Origin of the sequence: Sphingobacterium sp. 18053, assembly GCF_902706145.1 — a bacterium.
Taxonomy (GTDB): domain Bacteria; phylum Bacteroidota; class Bacteroidia; order Sphingobacteriales; family Sphingobacteriaceae; genus Sphingobacterium; species Sphingobacterium paramultivorum.
On the sequence record NZ_CACSJW010000001.1, the window covers coordinates 147,143 to 167,233 of the forward strand.

The window sequence follows — 20,091 nt, forward strand, 5'->3', positions numbered from 1 at the left end:
TTAGTCAAATATCGAAATCTTATTTTGATTTTTTGTCACTAGATTGTCTAGATGTTTTGTCATTATTGTAAATAATAGTGGTTCAATTAATTAAAATTTAATGTATTTTTATTTTTATAGATTCTATTTAGTAATAATGATATTGGGCTGACTTTTTGTTTTTAATTGTCAATTTCAAGTAAGAAGATAAAAAAAGCCATTTGTCAACAGCGGACAAATGGCTTTTTTTTGTATTTGAAAGACCGATTTTAATCGAAATATTCTTTGATTCGCTCGAAGAATGATTTTTCACTTTTACCTGGTTGAGGTTTAAAGTTTGGCGATTCTTTCAGTTTGTTCAATAATTCTTTTTCTTCGTTAGATACGGCTTTTGGTGTCCATATATTAACGTATACAAGTTGGTCCCCTTTGTGATAAGAGTTGACTTCAGGAATACCTTTTCCTTTTAACCGTAAAATTTTACCACCTTGTGTGCCGGGCTCAATTTTGATCTTCGCTTTTCCATCTATTGTAGGGACTTCAACGCTTGTGCCTAAGGTCGCATCTACGAAATTAATGTATAGGTCATAGATCACATTTAGTCCGTCACGTTTTAAACTTTCGTGTGGTACTTCTTCGATCAGGATAATTAAATCTCCTGGTACACCACCACGCGGAGCAGCATTTCCTTTTCCACTCATGGAAAGTTGCATGCCTTCACTTACTCCTGCAGGAATATTGATTGCGATTGTTTCCTCACCGCGTTCGAGTCCTTCACCTCTACAAGTTGTACATTTTGCTGTAATTTCAACGCCTTCACCATTACAAGTAGGGCAAGTGCTTGTTGTTTGCATTTGTCCTAAGATGGTATTTGTTACTCTTCTAACCGATCCGGATCCCCCACAGGTTTTACAGGTATGGAAAGAAGATTTATCTTTAGCACCAGATCCGTCACAAGAATGACAGACCACTTGTTTGTTAACCTTTACCTTTTTCTCGACGCCTTTGGCAATTTCTTCGAGTGTTAATTTAACTTTTATACGTAAGTTGCTTCCACGAGCTACCCGACGGCCGCCACGCTGGCCACCACCGCCGCCAAAGAAACTTTCAAATGGATGTCCTCCACCAAAGATATCACCAAATTGGCTGAATATGTCTTCCATATTCATGCCACCGCCACCGCCAAAGCCACCACTTGCCGAATTACCGGCATGGCCAAATTGGTCATAACGTTGACGTTTTTGTGGATTGCTCAAGATATCGTATGCCTCAGCAGCTTCCTTAAACTGTTCCTCAGCTTCATGATCACCAGGATTTTTATCCGGGTGGTATTTTATCGCCAATTTGCGATATGCTGATTTAATCTCCTTCTCGTCCGCTGATCGCGAGACACCAAGTATATCGTAATAATCTCTTTTTGACATCGTCTTAATATTATTGACCTATAACTACCTTTGCGTGACGGATCACTTTGTCACCTAAGTAGTACCCCTTTTCGATCACGTCCACTACTTTATTCTTTAATTCTGCTGTGGGTGCAGGAATTGCCGTGATAGCTTCTTGTAATTCAGGATCGAAGGCTTGGCCTGTAGCTTCCATTTCCTTTAACCCCAATTGCGACAACGTTTGTCTGAATTTGTTGTTAACAATATCCATTCCTGTTTTTACAGATTCAACATCTGTCGCTGTTTCCATGGCTGTTAATGCTCTGTCAAAATCATCTAGTGTAGGTAATAGCTTACTGATGACATCTTTTCCCGCTGATTGAATCAATTCAACACGTTCTTTGCTTGTACGTTTTCTATAATTGTCAAATTCAGCAGAAAGACGAATGTATTTATCCTTTGCCTCTGCCAATTCTGCAGCCAATTTCTCTTCAGTAGACAGTTCTTCTGCTATATTATCCGCAGGCTGTTCTTGTTGTTCAGAAGAATTTGTTTCTACTGGATCTTGACCTTCATCGTAATAATTATCTTGCTCATTCATATCTTCAATGCTAAAATTAGATTCAAAAATTTACTCTATGCTTCGTTTGTCAAAGTTTTTGCCAAACAATAAAATTCCGACAGCTTGTCAGATTTTATTAAAAAAGCCTAACAATTTGTCGGAATCTCATTTTTTATATGTCAGTTTTCCGTCTAGATACTGACATTGTCCTGTAATACCCCATCGGCGGTTTTGATGATGCGGGATGGCATATTACGGATAATAGTATAATCGTGGGTTGCCATTAAAATAGCTGTTCCCGAATTGGCAATGTCACGTAATAATAAGACGATTTCTTCTGATGTAGCAGGATCTAAGTTACCGGTAGGCTCATCTGCCAGAATAATTTCGGGGTTATTTAGCAATGCGCGGGCAATTACAATACGCTGTTGTTCACCGCCAGAAAGTTCATGCGGCATTTTCTTAAGTTTGGAACGAAGTCCAACTTTTTCCAGTACATCCAATATACGGCTATCGATCATTTTCTTATCTTTCCAGCCTGTTGCTTTCAGTGCAAATTCGAGGTTTTTCTCGATGCTTCTATCGGATAAAAGATGAAAATCCTGGAATACAATACCCAATTTTCTACGCAGGTAGGGAACATCATTTTCGTGCAGCTTTTTAAGATCAAAGCCCGCAATCATTCCCTCACCATTGCCGATGTATAAATCGCCGTAAATGATTTTTAGTAAACTACTTTTTCCACTACCGGACTGACCGATAAGATAAATAAACTCTCCTTTACCAATGTTTAAATTGACATTGGACAATACCAAATGTTTTTGTTGGAAGATATCAACGTTTTTTAATGTAATTACTTTATTTTCAATCATGGAAGCTAAAATTCTAATTTTTTAATTTGCCCAAAAGGCATTTCTTTAACCAGTTGCATGATATATTCTGCCTTTTCTCCTAATCCAACCTTATCGAGTGATTTATCTGGGCGGTCGACTCTAAAATATGCCAACAAGGTGAAGGCATCATCTCTTAATTGAACATAATCAGGGATTTTGGCGACACCTTTTACTTTAATGATATACATGATTTCAAAGTTAGTATTTTTAATGCAATTTATTTACTATGAATTTAAAGGAAGCTTATTGGTTTGCGAATAAAAAATCCAGTGTATTCACGCCATCAGCAAAATCATCTAAAGCAGGGCATTGGCTTTCTCCAAAATGAAATACCGGCGACGGCACATTTAATGCTATTTCTGATACAATACATTGGATATTTTCTTGCGCTAGTTTGAGTTTATTTTCAACTTCAGCCAGTGTTTCGTATGTTTCGTAATAAACCACAGCAAGGGGAGAAGCCGTGCGCTCATCTTCTTTGAGCAATAAAAATCCATTATCAAAATGCTTGTCGCCATTGATCAGATAGATGGATTTGTTATAGTCGTAATTGTTATTGTATTTAAAATGCTCTGTCATGCTGTTAAAAGCAGCGATACCTTCAAAGAAATGTGCTATTGGGTAATCTTTTGGAATAAATAGCTTTGATACAGAGCGACAGCCCAACCCAAAATAATTAAAGATGTCGTGTCCCAGTGATTCCAACTGGTTGGGAGATTCTTGGCCACCGATAACGGCAATACTATTTCTATTGCGACGAATAATATGTGGTTTGGTGCCAAAATAGTAATCAAAGTATCGGGAGCTATTGTTAGACCCTGTTGCAATAACCAGATCGAAATCTTTTAGTATGTCGACAATTTCAAAGGCATCATTAAAGTATGGGTCAATTTGTTTAAGAAGGTTGAGCACATAGCTTGTCAATCCTGCATCGTCCGATGAGACTTTGATTTTGGCTGTAAAGCCGCTGATCAGTACCGATAGGATATCATGGAAGCCAACCAATGGAATATTGCCGGCCAGAATTAAACCTACAATTTTCGTTGAATGAAGATCTGGATAAGGCGTCAACCAGTGATTCAGCTTTTCTATTGTCAAATTGGTAGCAATGGCTTGAATGGCGCGTTCAACATTTTGAGGGGTATACCAGGGGTTTTTATGTTGGGCGAATTGAATGATTTGAATCAAATCTTCAGGGCGCTTTTGCAGCTGTTCGCCTAATTTTACAAATGCATTTATTCGTTGTTGCTTTGTCAAAATATTAAAATTTTAAAAGATGAATACACAAATTTGTATTATATTTGTGCTGTTAACATTAATCAACGTGAATCAACTAGCCTTATTGTTCAATCAGACTTTGTTTCATATTGATAATGCAAAAATAGTTTATTTATCATAATTGTGAGGTTATAAATGGCGATTAAAATTACAGACGAATGCATTAACTGTGGTGCTTGCGAACCGGAATGCCCAAATAATGCAATATACGATGCTGGTGTAACTTGGAAATTCTCAGATGGGACGGCTTTGGATGGGGTTATTGATTTTGGCGATGGTGTTACACTAGATGCCAACGAGTCTCAAGAAGCAATCTCTAATGAAGTCTATTATATTGTTTCAGATAAGTGTACAGAATGTGTAGGTTTTCACGATGAGCCTCAATGTGCAGCGGTTTGCCCTGTGGATTGTTGTGTGGATGACGAAGATGTACGTGAATCGAACGATGAGCTATTAGCGAAAAAAGCTTGGTTACACGCGGAATAATTTAGTACTCCGTTAAAATATAAGGCAGGATAAGAAATTTTCCTGCCTTTTTTGTGCCTTTCTATTTTGGCGAAATCGATATTTTGTTGCGAAACTTGGCTATTTGGAATAATAATATTTGCAAAAGCATAGTATTTTTTTATTTTTGTTCTTTTGACCATTAAAATCTTTTAAATGTTAAAAACCAAAATAGGGTTGATTACCCTGATCACAGTTACATTAGCTTGTATCATTGCTGTATTATACGAATTTGATGTTGTAGGCTTTTCGCATGAATTTCTAATGGCTGTCCGTTGGATAGTTGCTACCGTTTTGGTTGTAAATGCGCTCTTTAAGAAAAATTTGACCACCTGGATTTTGACCTGTATGATTATGGGGATATTTGTCGGGTTGGATTTTCCAAATCTAGCGATTTCCCTGCAACCTTTGAGTAAAGGTTTTATCAAGTTAGTCAAGACGATTGTGGGACCGATTCTCTTTTCTACGCTTGTTTATGGAATTGCAGGCCATTCTGATTTGAAACAGGTGGGACGTATGGCATGGAAATCTATGCTTTATTTCTTTTGCGCAACGACATGTGCTATTTTTATTGGTTTAGGTGCTATAAATCTGACTCGGGCAGGAGTGGGCGTTGATGTTGCACATATGCCACATGAAGAACTCCCTGTAGCGAAGGAAAGTATGGATGAGCATATCCTCAAAACACTTCCGGACCATGTGCATCCTATATACAAGTTCACTTCTTTTATACGCGACTTGTTTCCTGAAAATATCGTCAAATCTGTAGCCGATAATCAAGTTTTACAGATTGTTGTATTTTCAATTTTGTTTGGGATTGGATTGGCAATGGTAGATGAGAAAAAGCGTAAACCCTTGGTTGATTTTACCGAGAGTATGTCTGAAACGATGTTTAAGTTTACGAACATGATTATGTACTTTGCACCTATTGGGGTTGGGGCCGCTATGGCCTACACTGTGGGGCATCTCGGTGTGGATATCCTAAAGAATCTTTTCATGCTTTTGGCGACGCTGTATTTTGCTTTAGTGTGCTTTTTATGTCTGGTTCTTCTTCCGGTAGCACTTTATCTAAAAATACCTGTGAAACGTTTTATTAATGCGATTAAGGAACCTGTTTCGATTGCATTTGCCACTACAAGCTCAGATGCGGCATTACCGAAAGCAATGAGCGCGATGGAGAAATTTGGTGTACCACGTAAGATTGTTTCGTTTGTAATTCCGACAGGATATAGTTTTAACTTGGATGGTACTTCACTTTACTTATCATTGGCTGCGATCTTTGTCGCTCAGGCGGCTGGTATCCATTTGTCGTTTGGACATCAATTAATGATTGCATTTACATTGATGATCACCTCTAAAGGTGTTGCTGCTGTTCCAAGGGCTTCATTAATTATTTTGATTGCGACAGCGGATCAGTTTGGTTTACCAACATTTGTCATTGCTGCAATTTTAGGTATTGATGAACTCATGGATATGGCGCGTACCTCTGTCAATGTAATCGGAAATTGTTTGGCAACCGTTGTTGTTGCTAAATGGGAGGGCGAGTTTGATGAAGAAGCTCCTTACCGCGAAGATACTGAAGAGGCAATCTAATAGAAATAACTGACGAATATTCGTTGAAGAAAAGCAGTCTTGACATCCCGTTGAGACTGCTTTTTTTATTGTCTTTAGCTCATGTTGATGATTTTGCTATGCCTATTTATTATATTTAGTGCAATAACTACCGTTCTTTAAACCAAATAGAATTTTAAACCAAATCCATGCAAGAAAATGAGACGATCTATATTTTATTTTTTTTGTGTAATGATTACGATCAATATGGCATTCGCGCAAACAAAGACGACTGCTGTCGATCGGGATTCATCTGCTTATATTGAAACCCAGGATGGGGTCAAGCTTTTTGCGAAGTCTGCTGGAAATGGTCCGGTCTGTATCTTCGTACATGGAGGGCCTGGAGCCTGGAGTAAGTCGTTTGAGGAGATGGGAGGTCGTGGTTTTGAAAAGCGGCTAAAGATGGTGTATTTGGACCAGCGAGGTTGTGGAAGGTCTGAGGTGTCGACTAGTGGAAATTATTCGTTAGATCGCATGGTAGAAGACATTGAAGCTATTCGTCATGCTCTAGGGGTAGAAAGAATCTATCTATTGGCGCATTCCTTTGGTGGGGTAATCGCTGTAAATTATGCGAAAAAATATCCAGATCATTTGTTTGGTTTAATATTGGCAAATTCGACTTTAGACCTCAATAGTTCATTGGAAGATCAGATAGAGCGTGTTAACCAATTGATCCATAGCAACTTCAAGCTTACAGCCAGAGATTCCATCTTAACAACTTTTTCATTGGCGAGGCGTGCACTTTCAGCGAAGATTTTAGGCCAGAAACAAAAGAGATTAAAGTGCCAGTTTTGGTCATTGCAGGTAAAAAGGATTATGCTATTGGGGTGAATCACTACCGAAAGTTTCAATTTCCGCACCAAAGAACCGTGGTCATCGAAGGTGGGCATGTCTTGTATTACGAGCAAAAATAAAGCCTTTGTTGATGCTATATTTTTTTTATAAAATAAAAAGCTGCTTGCAAGCTGTTGTTGACGGCCTGGGATCCTTTACAATAGCTTGCAAGCGAAATATTTTATATCAACGTCCATCAACGTAGTACCATAAATCACCTTGTTTTTTGAAAGTAGACTTTTCATGATGAATTTGAACTTCCAGCTGTGGATCCAGGTAATGTGCTTCAAACTCGACAGTGTGGAATGTAGATTTAAGGATAGAGAGTTGCATCCATTTATTCTCCCGCGCCCATTGTCCGATTGCCTGTTTATTTTGGAACCGTCGTGTTGAGGGATGGAACGTATCGTATAGGAAATCGATCTGTTGTGTCACAAAGGCGCTATAACGTGCGCGCATCAATGCCTCTGCTGTGGTTGCTTTGGCATGGAAACGATGAATTTGCTGGCAGCATTCCCCATAGGTATTGCCAGAGCCACAAGGGCATAATTGACCTGATTCTATCACTTGTCTGTTTAAAATTTTACCAGCCTTTAATAGCGCCATTTTTGAAGACTTTTTTTGCGGTCGCTTCGACTTCCGGTGACTGATACGCCTGAATAAACTGCTGCACCTTCTCATCGTTTTTATTATCTGAGCGGGCAACAATCAGATTAACATAAGGCGATTCCTTATCTTCTGTGAATAAGCCTTGTTTTTCGGGATCTAACCCAGCCTGAGAGGCGAAACTATTGTTGATGATGGCAATTGTAACCTGAGGATCATCAAGAACACGAGGTAGCTGAGGAGCCTCCATCTCTATGATCTTAACCTGTTTAGGATTGCTTACTATATCTGTTACTTTAGGTTGGATACCTACATTTTCTTTTAGACCGATAATTCCCTCGCGTTGGAGAAGTAAAAGAGAGCGTCCACCATTGGTAGGGTCATTAGGGATGGCAATAACGGCTCCCGGTTGTAACTCTGTAATTGTTTTTATTTTCTTTGAATAGGCAACAATGGGAAATACAAACGTATTTCCGACAATGGTTAATTTCGTGAAACCGCGTTGTTTGGATTGCTCTTGTAGATAGGGCTGATGCTGAAATACGTTTACATCGATATCACCCTGATTTAAGGCTTCATTAGGTACGACATAGTCGTTGAAAGCCACTAACTCAACATCAAGATTGAACTTTTCTTTTGCAACTTTCTTAGCCGTCTCCGCAAGCTCCTTTTCTGGGCCGGAAACAACACCGACTTTGAGGATATTCTCTTTCTTTTCTCTGTTATTGCATGCCACAATCGATACGAGACTGAAGGCTAAGATTGCAAATGCATAGTTCAATTTTTTCATATGATATAATTTATGTTAACGATGGTTTACTTTTTTTGAGATGTAATCTCCTGTATATTGTAGCAGGAATACTATTAAAATTAATAAAATTAGAACAGAATTCATGATAAAAGTATCATATCCGACATATCCATACTGATAGCCAATCTGTCCAAGTCCACCGGCACCTACAGCACCGCCCATCGCGGAGTAACCAACAAGTGTTATTAAGGTAATTGTCGCATTGTTTACTAGTGAGGGAAGAGCCTCCGGAAGCAAAACTTTGAAAATTACCTGTTGTGCATTTGCACCCATTGCTCTTGCGGCTTCAATCAGGCCATTTGGAATTTCCAGAAGACTATTTTCCACAAGTCTTGCTATAAATGGGGCCGCGCCTATACTCAGGGGAACCAATGCTGCGGCCATACCGATTGATGTTCCGACAACGTTGCGTGTAAACGGAATCATCCATACGATAAGTATGATAAAGGGGATAGACCTAAACACATTCACCAGCAATGAAACAAGTTGGTGCATGGCTTTGTTTTCGAGCAGTTGATGTTTTCGGGTCAAGAACAGGTATATCCCGAGTGGGAGACCTAGGACAAAACCAAAGAAACCTGATAGGAAAGTCATGGTTAGGGTTTCTAAAGTACCCGATAGCAGAAGATTAAATACCTGATCAGACATAGCCTAATATTTTAGTTTGTGAATGCTTTTCTTTTAAGAAAGATAGACTACGCGTTACATTTTCTTTTTCACCCGATAGTTCGGCCAATATAACACCAAATTTCATTTCGCCGATATAATCTATTTGAGCGGTAATGATATTTGTCTTGACTTGATATTGTTGTTCCAAATGCTGTATAAATGGGATGGATTCTTCATTTGAAGTTAGATAGATCTCTACGAGTGGGTTTCCAGCGCTTTTTAAGCGTTCCTGAAAACTTAGTGGAATTTCAACTTCAAGTGAAGACTGAATAAAGTTTTTAGTTGTTGTTTCCTGAGGATTGGCGAATATTGATTCTACCGGGCCGGTTTCAATCAATTCTCCGTGGTCTAATACGGCAACCTGATCGCAAATACTTTTTATAACATCCATCTCATGAGTAATCAACAATATCGTGAGATCAAGCTGCTTATTGATTTTTTTTAGCAGTTTGAGGATGGATTTTGTAGTTGCGGGGTCTAAGGCACTTGTGGCCTCATCGCAAAGTAGAATGTAAGGATCATTGGCTAATGCACGCGCGATAGCAACACGTTGTTTTTGGCCTCCGGAGAGATTTGCAGGGTACACGTCGGCTTTGTCTTCCAACCCGACCAAACGCAATAGTTCCAACACTTTTTGGCTGATAAATTCTGTCGATTTACCTTCAAGTTCGAGCGGGAAGGATATATTTCCATACACTGTTCGTGATGATAGTAAGTTGAAGTGCTGGAAAATCATACCAATTTTTCTTCTTTTCAACATAAGACCAGTGGAAGATAGTGACATCAAGTCGTCATTTTCTATAATTACTTGACCACTGTCTGGTCTTTCCAAAAGGTTGACGCAACGGATCAAAGTACTTTTCCCGGCTCCGGAAGCGCCTATTACACCAAAAATTTCACCTTTTTCAATAGACAGTGAGACGTCTTTTAAGGCATCAATACGTATCGCTTTTACCTCAAAAGATTTGGATATGTTGTTTAGTTGAATCATTGACCCTGTAGGGATTTAGCAATTTTAGTTGGACAAATGGATGATGTTGATATAAATGTACACAAATGCCAGGGATAAAATAAAATCAAGTGAAAGAAAATGGGTTCTTTCAGACGGAAAAAGAATGAAAGAACCCAGATATATGTTTTTTACAACGCTTGATAAGCTGAAATCACTTGTTTTGCAGATCCTAGTCCATCGATGCCATATTCGATGATATCGCCATCTTTCAGGAATCTTTGTGGGGATTTGCCCATGCCGGATCCTGCAGGTGACCCTGTGGAAATGATGTCGCCTGGAAGTAAGCTCATAAAATGGCTTAAATAAGAAATCAATTTGGGCACACGATAGATAAAATCACTTGTATTGCCATCTTGCATAAGCTCACCATTGAGTTTAAGCCATATTTTTAAATTATCGATATCTGTGATTTCATCTTTGGTAGCTATAAATGGACCAATAGGAGCGAAAGTGTCGCATCCTTTACCTTTATCCCAGGTTCCGCCACGCTCGATCTGAAATTCACGCTCTGTGACGTCATTGTGTAGCACATAGCCAAACACATGGTCCAAAGCTTCTTCTTCAGTAACATAAGAAGCTTTTTTTCCAATTACAATGGCAAATTCGGTTTCCCAATCAGATTTTACGGAGAACTTCGGAAGGGTGATTCCATCAAAAGGGCCATTGAATGCAGATACAGATTTCATAAATACAATAGGCTCTGAAGCTTGTTGCAATTTGGTTTCTTTGACGTGATCATCGAAATTAAGCCCTACACAAAGGATTTTGGACGGAGCTTCCAATGGTGTACCGATACGCTCGTCGTCGGCTATCTCTTTAAGCGTATCGCCTTTTTCATTTATATATGTTTGAAGTCTTTCTAAATTTGCAATATCCGCAAAGAAATCGCGGTTGTATTGAAAATTTCCCTCTGAAACATCATATTTCTTTTCGTTTAAAATGACTCCCGCTTTTTCGGAGCCCTTTGCGCCATATCTAAAAATCTTCATAAGCCGCAAATATACGGATTTTGTCCCAAAAAGGGCAGAAATTAACGCGAATTAACAATTAATCAATATGTAAATTATCTATACAATTATTGTCCAAAAGGGGATATTTAAAGGGGAATTTTTCATGTACTATCTTTTTGTTGCTTACCCAAGTGCCATTGAGCACCATTTCCTGCCCTTTTTTTCCAAGCATAAATTTAATCAAAAATGACGGGACGGGTAGGGGAATATAGAATGGACCGTATTTACGTTTGGCTATTCTTTTTGCAAACTCCGCGAGGGGAAGCGGTTCAGATGAACAGGCATTATAAATTCCGGCTATGGTATCATTTTGTATGCCAAAGAGCAGCATCCGACAGAGATCATCCATATGGATCCAACTGAGTATCTGTTTTCCAGAGCCTAATACCGGAATTGAACGAAAGGGTAGGAAACGGTTAATTTCTTTGAGTAAACCTTGATCCTTGCTGATAACTACCCCAAAACGGAAGACAATGAGTCTTTTTTCCAATGTTTCGATAGGTTTCACGCTTCCTTCCCAGAGGTTACATACCCAGGACAGAAAATTTCCGCCTTGTGGATCTCCTTCTTCAAAAGGTTTCTTTTGGTATTGATCGTCTGTTCCATACCAACCTATAGCGGAGGCCGATATGACTGCTTTTACTTGATTTGGTATTTGTTTTAGACTTTGATAGAGCAGTTGCCCACTTTCTACCCTGCTGGCAATAATTTCTTGTTGATATGATTTTGTCCAGCGTTTCGAATTGAGGTTTGCACCCGCCAGGTTAATGATATAGTCGGCTTCCTGAATTGATTTGACATCAATCTCCTGTTTACTGGGATCCCAATGTACATATCGGACATTGTTTTGTACGGGATGGGACTTCGGATTTCTGGTAAAAATAATAACTTCATAGAAATTGGCAACCAATAGCTTTGTTAAATGAAGACCTATAGCTCCAGCACCACCTGTAATAATTACTTTTTCCATGAATTGAACCTTGTTTTATAATATACGCGTGTTGTTATTTAAGCGAACCAATTTCTGCTGATACTAAATATACTATTTTGGTTTATAAAAATCCACCATTGCGGCATCAATTGCAAAAAAAGGTTTATCTCGTCGGGAGATAAACCTTTTAAGAGTCGATTAAGCGACGTTATTCGTTAAAGCGTTTGAATTGAGCTGCCACATGTCAGCATCTGTGTGCCGTAGTAAGGATTTTTGATTTCTTTATGACGGCTTAACCAAGTCGCACCTTTACCTTTGTTGAACATCGGACACTTTTGGTAATAAACAGAAGAAGATGGTTTTGAGTTTTTGGACAAACTATAGATATCTTCCGACAATAGCGCGAAGGCTTCTCGTTGTTTACTGATATCCTTTGCCTGTTGTAGGCTCTTCACTGTCGCTTTGAGTGATGTTGTTTTGGTTTTCCAGACGTCCTGTTCCGCTTTCGTTAGATCAGCAGTTTGTATTTTAGCGATTGCATCGGCAAGATCGTTTGCTAGGCCTGCAGCTTGTTTACTATCCGCAGCTACAAGTGCATCTTTAAGCAGAAAGTATTGGTCATAGATCTTTTGAAAATTGCTTACGTTGCTGATGTTATCTACTGAAGCTACCGGCTCAATGCTTGCGTCTTGTGGGCTATCTGAAGCTGGAGGAGCTAAATTTCTTTCGTATTGGCAGCAAGCATGTAGTTTAGCATAAGTATCTTCCGCGGCAAGGTACTTTTCATTGTCATAGCCTGCTCCTGCGATACTTTTCAATACAGCATCTAAGGAAGTTTTCTTTGCGTCATAGGCTATTGTCGCTGTTTGGTTGTCTTCGTTCCATTCAACTTTAGCCTGAGCGGAGGCTCCTGCATTTTCTATTGTTTTTTTACACATACCGCAGTTTCCAGCAATTTTAACATTGGTGTTCACGGTGTTGTTTTGTGCATAGTTTGTTAAAGAGGATAGTACAAAAGCCCCTGTTATGATATAATGTTTGATTTTCATATGATTGGATGAAAGAATAAATAAAAATAAGTAATCAAAAATGATTGATAAATGATCAATGTATGGATTAACTTATTTTTGGCGGGACCCAAGGACAAAAATATCCCTCAGAAATAAATGTTGGCGCTATGGGTTTATAATTTTTTTTGATTGCTATACCGCAAAGTTCATGACCTTGTTCAAGGGGGGTGGAAATTGCCAAAAATGTACCACTATACGTGCATTGACAATTGCAATTTTTACATGGTTTGTGATGTTTACAGAAAGCCTTTTTTTTGGAAGATTTAAATTTTGAACAACAATGGTCCTTTTTGTCAGTGGTAGCATTACCTTGTGTGTGACTACTGTGTGCATTCATTTTATGGCAGGCAAAAGCGTCGGGTGCACTTAAAAGGAAACCGAAGGTTAAAAATAGTAGTATAAGTCGCTTAAGTGCCATATCAGCTCAAATATAGTTGTTTTGGGTAGAATCTGCTTCTACTTTTAACTTTTTTTGGCATTATGGACTTTTTTTATCGGCTCCATGTTATTTGAGTTTGGGAGGACCAGATAACATGGAGCGACGTTTGGAATTCTTTTTTCGGAAAGCAAAGAAATACTTAAAACTTAAAACCAGAAAAAAAGCCGGGCTTTTTCCAGGTACGTTTATATTCATCAGCTAAAGGAGAATGATCCGAATAGGCGAGCACTTCATCAAGCAAATTGTGTGCTTTTTTCAGATTCCCTGTTTTATAGTTTGCATATGCCTCTGCTAATTTAACCGATTCGACATCATCGTCGTAGCCCCAATCGCATTGCTGATAAATACCGTTGAAAACATTGACGTATTTATTTACTTCGTTTATATCTCCGTTTTCGGCGAAAAGTTCAATTCCAAATTTTAACCAAAGGACATAATCATTGGGCTCCATGACTGACTGTACCCAGCTGTCATACGTTTGGAATGTTTCTATACCCGCGCTAAATTCCGTAAGATAGTAATGGCTTTTAACGATGAGATAGAGCGTCTTTGCTTTATCGAAATTATCGATGATAAATTCCGGTTTATTTTTAAGGTATTTCTGTGCAGCGAGGTTCATGGACTTGTAATTGCTCTTTTCATTATATAGTTGCATTAAGACATATTGAGGCTGCGCTTCGTGTGGGTATTGTTTAGCCATCTGTTCGTAATAGGAGATACGTTGTGCCAAATTATCCTGTTCGATCATCTGATAGATAATATGTTCGATCCCATTCTTTGATGCCTCAAAATCACGATACTGGTAGTCGTCTAAATTGGGATGATCAATATAGAATTTGTAAATAAACTCGAGCAGCTGTTGGGCCCGGGATTGAATATTTGTTGAACGTCCTAGCTGGTATTCAACATCGATTTGATGCATAAGCATGCGGTAACAGGGAGGAAATATAACAGACTCCGTATCTTCGGCTTCTTCATCTTCTTCGGAGGTAAATTCTTGCTGCTCCAGGGTGGCTTCCAGCGAGATCTGATAGGTGTCAAAGTACTGTTGAAGTACCTCCTCTAGACGTACATAATCTTCCAATGCTGACAAGGTATCGGCTCGGGTGAAATGAAGTTCTTCAAAGTCGGAATAGCTTAATCCTTCGGTGGCGATAGCATAACAGATTTCCAGTTCTCCCGCTGCCTTATATTCTAAGGCTAGATTATTACAATTCATGGCTCTGTTGTGGGAGCCCCCAAAGTAGTCACTTTCATATTTATTCTGTTCAAAATACTCCTTGAAAGCGTCGTAGGCTTGACGATAAAGTTCGAGGACGAGCAATTGTAGTGCAGATTGATCAACTGTGGTTAAGTTGTCTTGAGAGTGAATAAAATCAGATAGCGCGACAGCTTCATTATAACATTCACGGGGAAGGTCATGGAAAGTAGGAACCTGATCGTAAACTGTTCCATTGGCTTTAAAGGTGCATTCAACTAGGCGTCGCCAGGATGTTGCATTCCATTTTCGCTCACCTACCATTGTTAGATGCGGAATAGCCGCGGCATACTGCCCCTCGTCATAGAGATAGGCTGCCGCAAAATGGTAACCAACGTAAGAATCAGGATAGGCATCGACCAATTTGAGTGCATGGAGATAATAATAGTCAAGCGGGATTCCGATTTCTTCTGAGTAATTGCGCTCAATGATAAGCTGATAGTAGAAGACCTCAGGGTGCTCATACCCCTCGGCAATCAATTCTTCAAAACGAGTATGCCATTTGACCAACTCCTGATGGATATGCACGGCTGAGTTTTCCCCTTTGATAAGCTTAAGTAAAATCTGCAGTGCTAGGTCGATTGCTTTATTTTCGTAAGCAATTTCAGCGAGATCCACATAATTCATTTCATTGCTGCTGATGAAATGCTTAAAATCAGCTTCCATTAAAGCTAAAATATTAGACTCATTGATCTGTTTGGTACGGTCAAGCAGGTATATTTTCTTTATCCAAAAGATGGAAAAATTATGATCCAAGGTTTCCCGCTCATCCTTGAATGTTTCTTTAACGAAATCAATGCTCGCCTCCAAAACTGGAAGCATCGCTGTATCGTCCTGGAGCCCTTCGTAGATATTGGTTAAATAGTTGTGCCCATATCCGGACATATTGGGGGAAGTGATTAGTTTTTTTGCGTATTCGATGAATAGACCTTTATTGCCTTCAGTAATATGGAATTTTGGACGACCAATTTGTGCTAATGTCGCTTGATTGTCCAAAACATAATTCAGTATATGATATAGGGTCGTTTCATTATCAGGTTCGATGGCCAATGCTTTTTGAAAATAGGGGATCATTTTTTCCTGAATAACATCAAAAATAGCTTCGTGGCCTTCATAGAATGCCTGATCATGATAGGCGATGGCTAGGTGTGTCCAAAGCGTAACATCTTGATCGTTTTGTCGCAGTTGGTTTTCTCCTTCAATAATAAATAAGTCTAGTTGTCCGCTGTAGAACAAATCATATATATTCTTTTCTTCCATTTATTAATTTTTATATGTATCCAGTATGTTAAAATCTGTGGAAAATACTATTTAGCTGTAGAAATCTTTTCAAAGCCATTACCATTCCATAGAAATTCTTCACTTTTTTTTGTGATCTTGAAATTGGGATTTTCTGCATTGTCGTCAATAGCTTCTCCCTCTTCAATGTATTTAAAGATAATCTGATTATTTTTTCGGTGTTCGGAAGGGAAAAGAATCTTTTCATCGTAATAGAAAACACCAGCATCACTAACAGAATACCTGCTGGGAAGATCCACAAGTCGTTGTCCTGTCCAGGCCACATAGTTGTACTCAGAAGGTATACCACAGGCTTCCCCCAGAAATTCGATGCGGATGATTTGTCTGACATTTTGAAGGCCCATTGCCGGCAGTAATTTACTCTGGGAGAACGATTGTTCTGAATAGGCGAAAGGGAAGGTGTGTTCAGCTAGAAAATTTCCGTTTGTGTCGAGAAGTTTTACCACTGTGGAGAAATGATCCTGTTCCTGTTCGTTGATACTTTTGATAAAACGTTCAAAACCGTAAATATATTGCGAGCCGTCCGAAGCGGTTTGTTTTCCGAGCGCTAATAGTCCGAGCCAAATAAAACCATTTTTTTTACTGCTACCGTCGGAATAACTTATCTCATACCAAGGAGCATAAAAATTTTTCAGCGTATTTCCTTTGAAAGGCGCGCTGGTGATCGTAACGACATTTCCTACCGATAAAGAATCTACGATTGCTGCCTTAAGACTATGTTGAGCACGCACATAAGCTTTTGTGGCAAAAACAGTTGCCGACTGACCCTTTTGTATGTTCCATAGGTTGAAATTATCGTCAAATTTTAAATTTTCCTGCGCCTTTGAACAAAATGGTCCGATGACCAAGATGATTAAATAGCATCCCATTAGTTTTCTCATTTTTCACTCTCCTTTCCTGCAAAAATAGACGAATTGGTCCATAACCCTTATCACTGGTTTCAGGTATTTTTTGTAGAATGTCCCCAAAAGAAGAAATAGCTCGGGAGGAAGTTGTAAAATAAAAAGGCTGGACTTTCGTTCGAGAGAAAGTATGTTGGGATCTTTAGATAAGTGATAGGGCTAATCGGGTCGATCATTTTAGAACATGAATTTTAATTATATTTATCATTTCGGAAATATGAAAGTACATTTAAAATAGGGGGAAAGCTGTGGAAAATGAAAACAATAAGCTGCTCGTATTAGAAGCTGGCAAGTATATTGGGAATGAAGTTAGCCAAAGTTCTTTTGCTGGTATCATTACTTCTGATATTTATTACGAGGCTGGTATTATCTCTGATTGGCATTGTCATCAGAATCCACATTTTTCACATATTTTGAATGGTGGAAGTGTTGAAATCAGGCAGAATGAGAAAAATCGGCAGCAACAGGGTACTTCTCTATATTATTATCCCGGTATTATCCACCAGAATATTGGTTATATAAAAGGGACAAGAATCTTCAATCTTGAATTTACCGAAGATTTTCTAACTAAATATGATTTAAATGTACCAGATGAATCTTGCATGTTCTCGCATGGTATTCAATGGGGCACAAGCGGTTTAGTAAGGATTATGGGGGAACATTATTTAGACGACCAACAAAGCATATTGGCAATGGAGCAACTTTCCATCCTGCTTTTGACATGTACCACTACCATCAAGTGTATGGGGCCAGCGTGGATTTTCCGGATCAAAGATTTTTTGTATGATCATTGGAATATTCCATTATCGTTAAGTTATATTTCTGAAGAGATGAATTTGCATCCCGTTACCATCTCTCGATATTTTCCTCAATATTTTGGTTGTACAATTGGAGATTATCTTCGGCGGATTAAAATTGAAAAGGCATTACCTATGATCAGATCGAAGAAGCAATCACTCACAGAAATCGCATTCAATTGTGGCTTTGCTGATCAAGCTCATTTTATTAAAACCTACAAAAGGTTTATGGGGATCACGCCGAGTCAGTATCAACGGATGTAGAAAAAAGGTTGAGGCTAATTGGGTACAATTTTGTCTAGCGTGTTGATTTTAACTTTGATCATAAGGAAAATGGTCCAGATGGATTATTTATGATTAAAGCTTTAATTCCAATGAAAAATAAAATTTTAACAACTGTATTGTTGCTCTCCTCTATCTTGTACTCGAGCAAATCTATGGGACAGCATTTAAGTGCTTTACATAGGCTATTTGAAAAATACTATGAAAAAGAATGCTATTTCAATCCGCTCCAAGCAACAGCGGATGGTATTCATGTCTACGATGACTTGCTTCAGAATGAGGGTTCTTTTGATTTTTTAGCCGCTAAGAAAAATTTCTATCAGTCATGTTTAAACGAATTACAGCAATTCGATAGGAAAAACTTGACAGAGGCAGATCGTATTTCCTATGATGTATTGGATTATACGTTAAAAACGGGATTAGAGGGGCTCTCTATGCATTTTGAATATATTCCTTTTAATCAGTTTATAGCTTCGGTTCCAACAGACCTTGCGCTATTTGGTTCGACCAATGGTCCCCAGCCATTTCATACCATTGAAGATTATACAAATTGGTCTAAAAGGATGATCTCTTTTAAGGCCTGGGCAGATACTGCTATCGCAAATTTCGAGAAAGGGAAGAAAGCGGGAGTCGTTCTACCAAGGTCTCTGGTTGGCCGCATGATTCCACAATTGATCGCGCTCGGTGAAAGAGATACTTTAAAAAGTGCTTTTTACAGGCCATTGCAACAATTTCCGGAAAACTTTTCCCATGAGGAAAGGAAAAAATTGACAATGCTATATAACGAAGTTATACCGAACTATGTCTTGAATTCCTATGCGAAGTTAGCAAGTTATTTACAATACGATTATATGCCTTTTGCATCTTTACAATCGGGCTTAAATAGTCTTCCTGACGGGGATAAAATGTACCAATACTACATCAAGTTATATACGACCAGCTCTACACTTAGTCCCGACCAGATTTATCAGATCGGGCTTAAAGAGGTGGACCGTATAACCCATGAAATGGAACAAAATATGGTTCTCAATGGCTTTAAGGGGTCTTTAAAAGATTATTTTAGATTTTTGCGCACAGATCAAAGGTTTAGACCATTTAAAACCCCAGAACAGGTGCTAGACGCCTATCAAAAAATATATAATAAGATTCAGCCTCATTTAAAAGATATGTTTTTAGTGGAGCCCAAAACGAAATTTGTTATAAAACGCGTAGATCCTTACCAAGAGGCGTCACAAGGAGGTCCTTATTATATTAAGGGAAACTTAAAAGAGAAGAGAGCTGGCACTTTTTTCGTTCCGATACCTGACCCGACTAAGATAAATACAGTTTTTTATGGCCTAGAATGCACATTTATACATGAGGCAATACCTGGGCATCACTATCAGATTGCATTACAGCAGGAGTATAGCGAACTTCCTACTTTCCAACAACAAAATGCCCTATATGCTTACATGGAAGGTTGGGCGCTGTATTGCGAATCCTTGGGTGAACAATTGGGATGCTATACAGATCCATATCAAAAGATGGGTGCGCTAAATAATGAGATCCACCGTGCAATACGTTTAGTAATTGATGTTGGTATTCATACCGGAAGGCTGACTGAACAACAGGCAATTGTATATATGATGGATCATGAATCAATAAGCGAAAATATCGCAAAGGCAGAAGTTGAAAGATATATGGCTTGGCCAGGACAAGCACTTTCTTATAAAATCGGGGAGCTAAAAATCAAAGAATTGATAAAAAAATGCCAAAACTTACAGGGCGAGAAATTTAGTTTTCAGGCTTTTCATGCCGCAGTGTTAAAATATGGTTGTTTGCCATTGGATGTTCTTGAAAATTTCCTGGATGACTGGAATACAAAAATTTCCAATTAAAATTTGGAATATTATCTGGTTTGATCTTCTCATTGGTCCACAAACAACATTTTATGACCTTAGGCATGTCGCTGTTATTAGG

Annotated in this window: 19 protein-coding genes; 5 read left to right on the plus strand and 14 right to left on the minus strand. The window is 38.7% G+C overall.

What is annotated here, in order from left to right; all coding sequences use genetic code 11:
- Positions 1-248: 248 nt before the first annotated feature.
- From dnaJ to GVK91_RS00745, 5 genes are all read right to left on the minus strand, one after another.
- Positions 249-1,403, minus strand: coding sequence for a molecular chaperone DnaJ (dnaJ, locus tag GVK91_RS00725; RefSeq protein ID WP_046672894.1), 1,155 nt, complete (start codon positions 1,401-1,403; stop codon positions 249-251).
- A gap of 10 nt (positions 1,404-1,413) precedes the next feature.
- Positions 1,414-1,965: a nucleotide exchange factor GrpE gene (locus GVK91_RS00730; RefSeq protein ID WP_046672893.1), complete on the minus strand. Its 552-nt coding sequence runs from the start codon at positions 1,963-1,965 to the stop codon at positions 1,414-1,416.
- 152 nt (positions 1,966-2,117) lie between these two features.
- A complete protein-coding gene (locus GVK91_RS00735) occupies positions 2,118-2,798 on the minus strand; it encodes a cell division ATP-binding protein FtsE (RefSeq protein WP_046672892.1) in 681 nt (226 codons plus the stop codon).
- A gap of 5 nt (positions 2,799-2,803) precedes the next feature.
- The gene (locus GVK91_RS00740; protein ID WP_153844709.1) at positions 2,804-3,007 is read right to left on the minus strand and encodes a fructose-6-phosphate aldolase; all 204 of its coding nucleotides are present in this window, start codon (positions 3,005-3,007) and stop codon (positions 2,804-2,806) included.
- A 55-nt stretch (positions 3,008-3,062) separates the two neighbouring features.
- The gene (locus GVK91_RS00745; protein ID WP_159726419.1) at positions 3,063-4,076 is read right to left on the minus strand and encodes an acyl-CoA reductase; all 1,014 of its coding nucleotides are present in this window, start codon (positions 4,074-4,076) and stop codon (positions 3,063-3,065) included.
- Between the two features lie 156 nt (positions 4,077-4,232).
- On the opposite strand from GVK91_RS00745, the gene GVK91_RS00750 reads away from it, so the two are divergent.
- The 3 genes from GVK91_RS00750 to GVK91_RS00760 all read left to right on the plus strand — a co-directional run bounded on the left by GVK91_RS00750 (position 4,233) and on the right by GVK91_RS00760 (position 7,043).
- Complete coding sequence (locus GVK91_RS00750; protein ID WP_046672889.1) at positions 4,233-4,583, plus strand: 4Fe-4S dicluster domain-containing protein; 351 nt, start codon at positions 4,233-4,235, stop codon at positions 4,581-4,583.
- A gap of 174 nt (positions 4,584-4,757) precedes the next feature.
- Positions 4,758-6,194 carry a dicarboxylate/amino acid:cation symporter gene (locus GVK91_RS00755; protein ID WP_159726421.1) on the plus strand — a complete coding sequence of 479 codons (1,437 nt, stop codon included), beginning with the start codon at positions 4,758-4,760 and terminating at the stop codon, positions 6,192-6,194.
- A 210-nt stretch (positions 6,195-6,404) separates the two neighbouring features.
- Positions 6,405-7,043 carry an alpha/beta fold hydrolase gene (locus GVK91_RS00760; protein WP_159726423.1) on the plus strand — a complete coding sequence of 213 codons (639 nt, stop codon included), beginning with the start codon at positions 6,405-6,407 and terminating at the stop codon, positions 7,041-7,043.
- Positions 7,044-7,232: 189 nt separating this feature from the next.
- On the opposite strand, the gene GVK91_RS00765 is transcribed toward GVK91_RS00760, so the two are convergent.
- The 9 genes from GVK91_RS00765 to GVK91_RS00805 all read right to left on the minus strand — a co-directional run bounded on the left by GVK91_RS00765 (position 7,233) and on the right by GVK91_RS00805 (position 17,020).
- A complete protein-coding gene (locus GVK91_RS00765; protein WP_159726425.1) occupies positions 7,233-7,652 on the minus strand; it encodes a YchJ family protein in 420 nt (139 codons plus the stop codon).
- Positions 7,630-8,442, minus strand: a complete 813-nt coding sequence (gene metQ, locus GVK91_RS00770) for a methionine ABC transporter substrate-binding lipoprotein MetQ (protein ID WP_088161762.1) — start codon at positions 8,440-8,442, stop codon at positions 7,630-7,632. Before metQ ends, GVK91_RS00765 begins: the two co-directional genes overlap by 23 nt.
- 15 nt (positions 8,443-8,457) lie before the next feature.
- Positions 8,458-9,111, minus strand: coding sequence for a methionine ABC transporter permease MetI (metI, locus tag GVK91_RS00775; RefSeq protein ID WP_159726428.1), 654 nt, complete (start codon positions 9,109-9,111; stop codon positions 8,458-8,460).
- Positions 9,104-10,123, minus strand: coding sequence for a methionine ABC transporter ATP-binding protein (locus GVK91_RS00780; RefSeq protein ID WP_159726430.1), 1,020 nt, complete (start codon positions 10,121-10,123; stop codon positions 9,104-9,106). Before GVK91_RS00780 ends, metI begins: the two co-directional genes overlap by 8 nt.
- 149 nt (positions 10,124-10,272) lie before the next feature.
- A complete protein-coding gene (locus GVK91_RS00785) occupies positions 10,273-11,133 on the minus strand; it encodes a fumarylacetoacetate hydrolase family protein (RefSeq protein WP_159726432.1) in 861 nt (286 codons plus the stop codon).
- 58 nt (positions 11,134-11,191) lie between these two features.
- Positions 11,192-12,124: a TIGR01777 family oxidoreductase gene (locus tag GVK91_RS00790; protein ID WP_159726434.1), complete on the minus strand. Its 933-nt coding sequence runs from the start codon at positions 12,122-12,124 to the stop codon at positions 11,192-11,194.
- A 176-nt stretch (positions 12,125-12,300) separates the two neighbouring features.
- Entirely contained in the window at positions 12,301-13,134 is an 834-nt protein-coding gene (locus GVK91_RS00795; RefSeq protein ID WP_159726436.1) for a DUF3347 domain-containing protein, read from the minus strand.
- A gap of 599 nt (positions 13,135-13,733) precedes the next feature.
- Positions 13,734-16,112 carry a hypothetical protein gene (locus tag GVK91_RS00800; protein ID WP_159726438.1) on the minus strand — a complete coding sequence of 793 codons (2,379 nt, stop codon included), beginning with the start codon at positions 16,110-16,112 and terminating at the stop codon, positions 13,734-13,736.
- Between the two features lie 47 nt (positions 16,113-16,159).
- The gene (locus GVK91_RS00805) at positions 16,160-17,020 is read right to left on the minus strand and encodes a hypothetical protein (RefSeq protein WP_159726440.1); all 861 of its coding nucleotides are present in this window, start codon (positions 17,018-17,020) and stop codon (positions 16,160-16,162) included.
- A gap of 281 nt (positions 17,021-17,301) precedes the next feature.
- Here GVK91_RS00805 and GVK91_RS00810 point away from each other — a divergent pair, with 281 nt between their 5' ends.
- Entirely contained in the window at positions 17,302-18,114 is an 813-nt protein-coding gene (locus GVK91_RS00810; protein WP_227550082.1) for an AraC family transcriptional regulator, read from the plus strand.
- A 110-nt stretch (positions 18,115-18,224) separates the two neighbouring features.
- Positions 18,225-20,009: a DUF885 family protein gene (locus GVK91_RS00815; RefSeq protein ID WP_159726442.1), complete on the plus strand. Its 1,785-nt coding sequence runs from the start codon at positions 18,225-18,227 to the stop codon at positions 20,007-20,009.
- Positions 20,010-20,091: the final 82 nt, after the last annotated feature.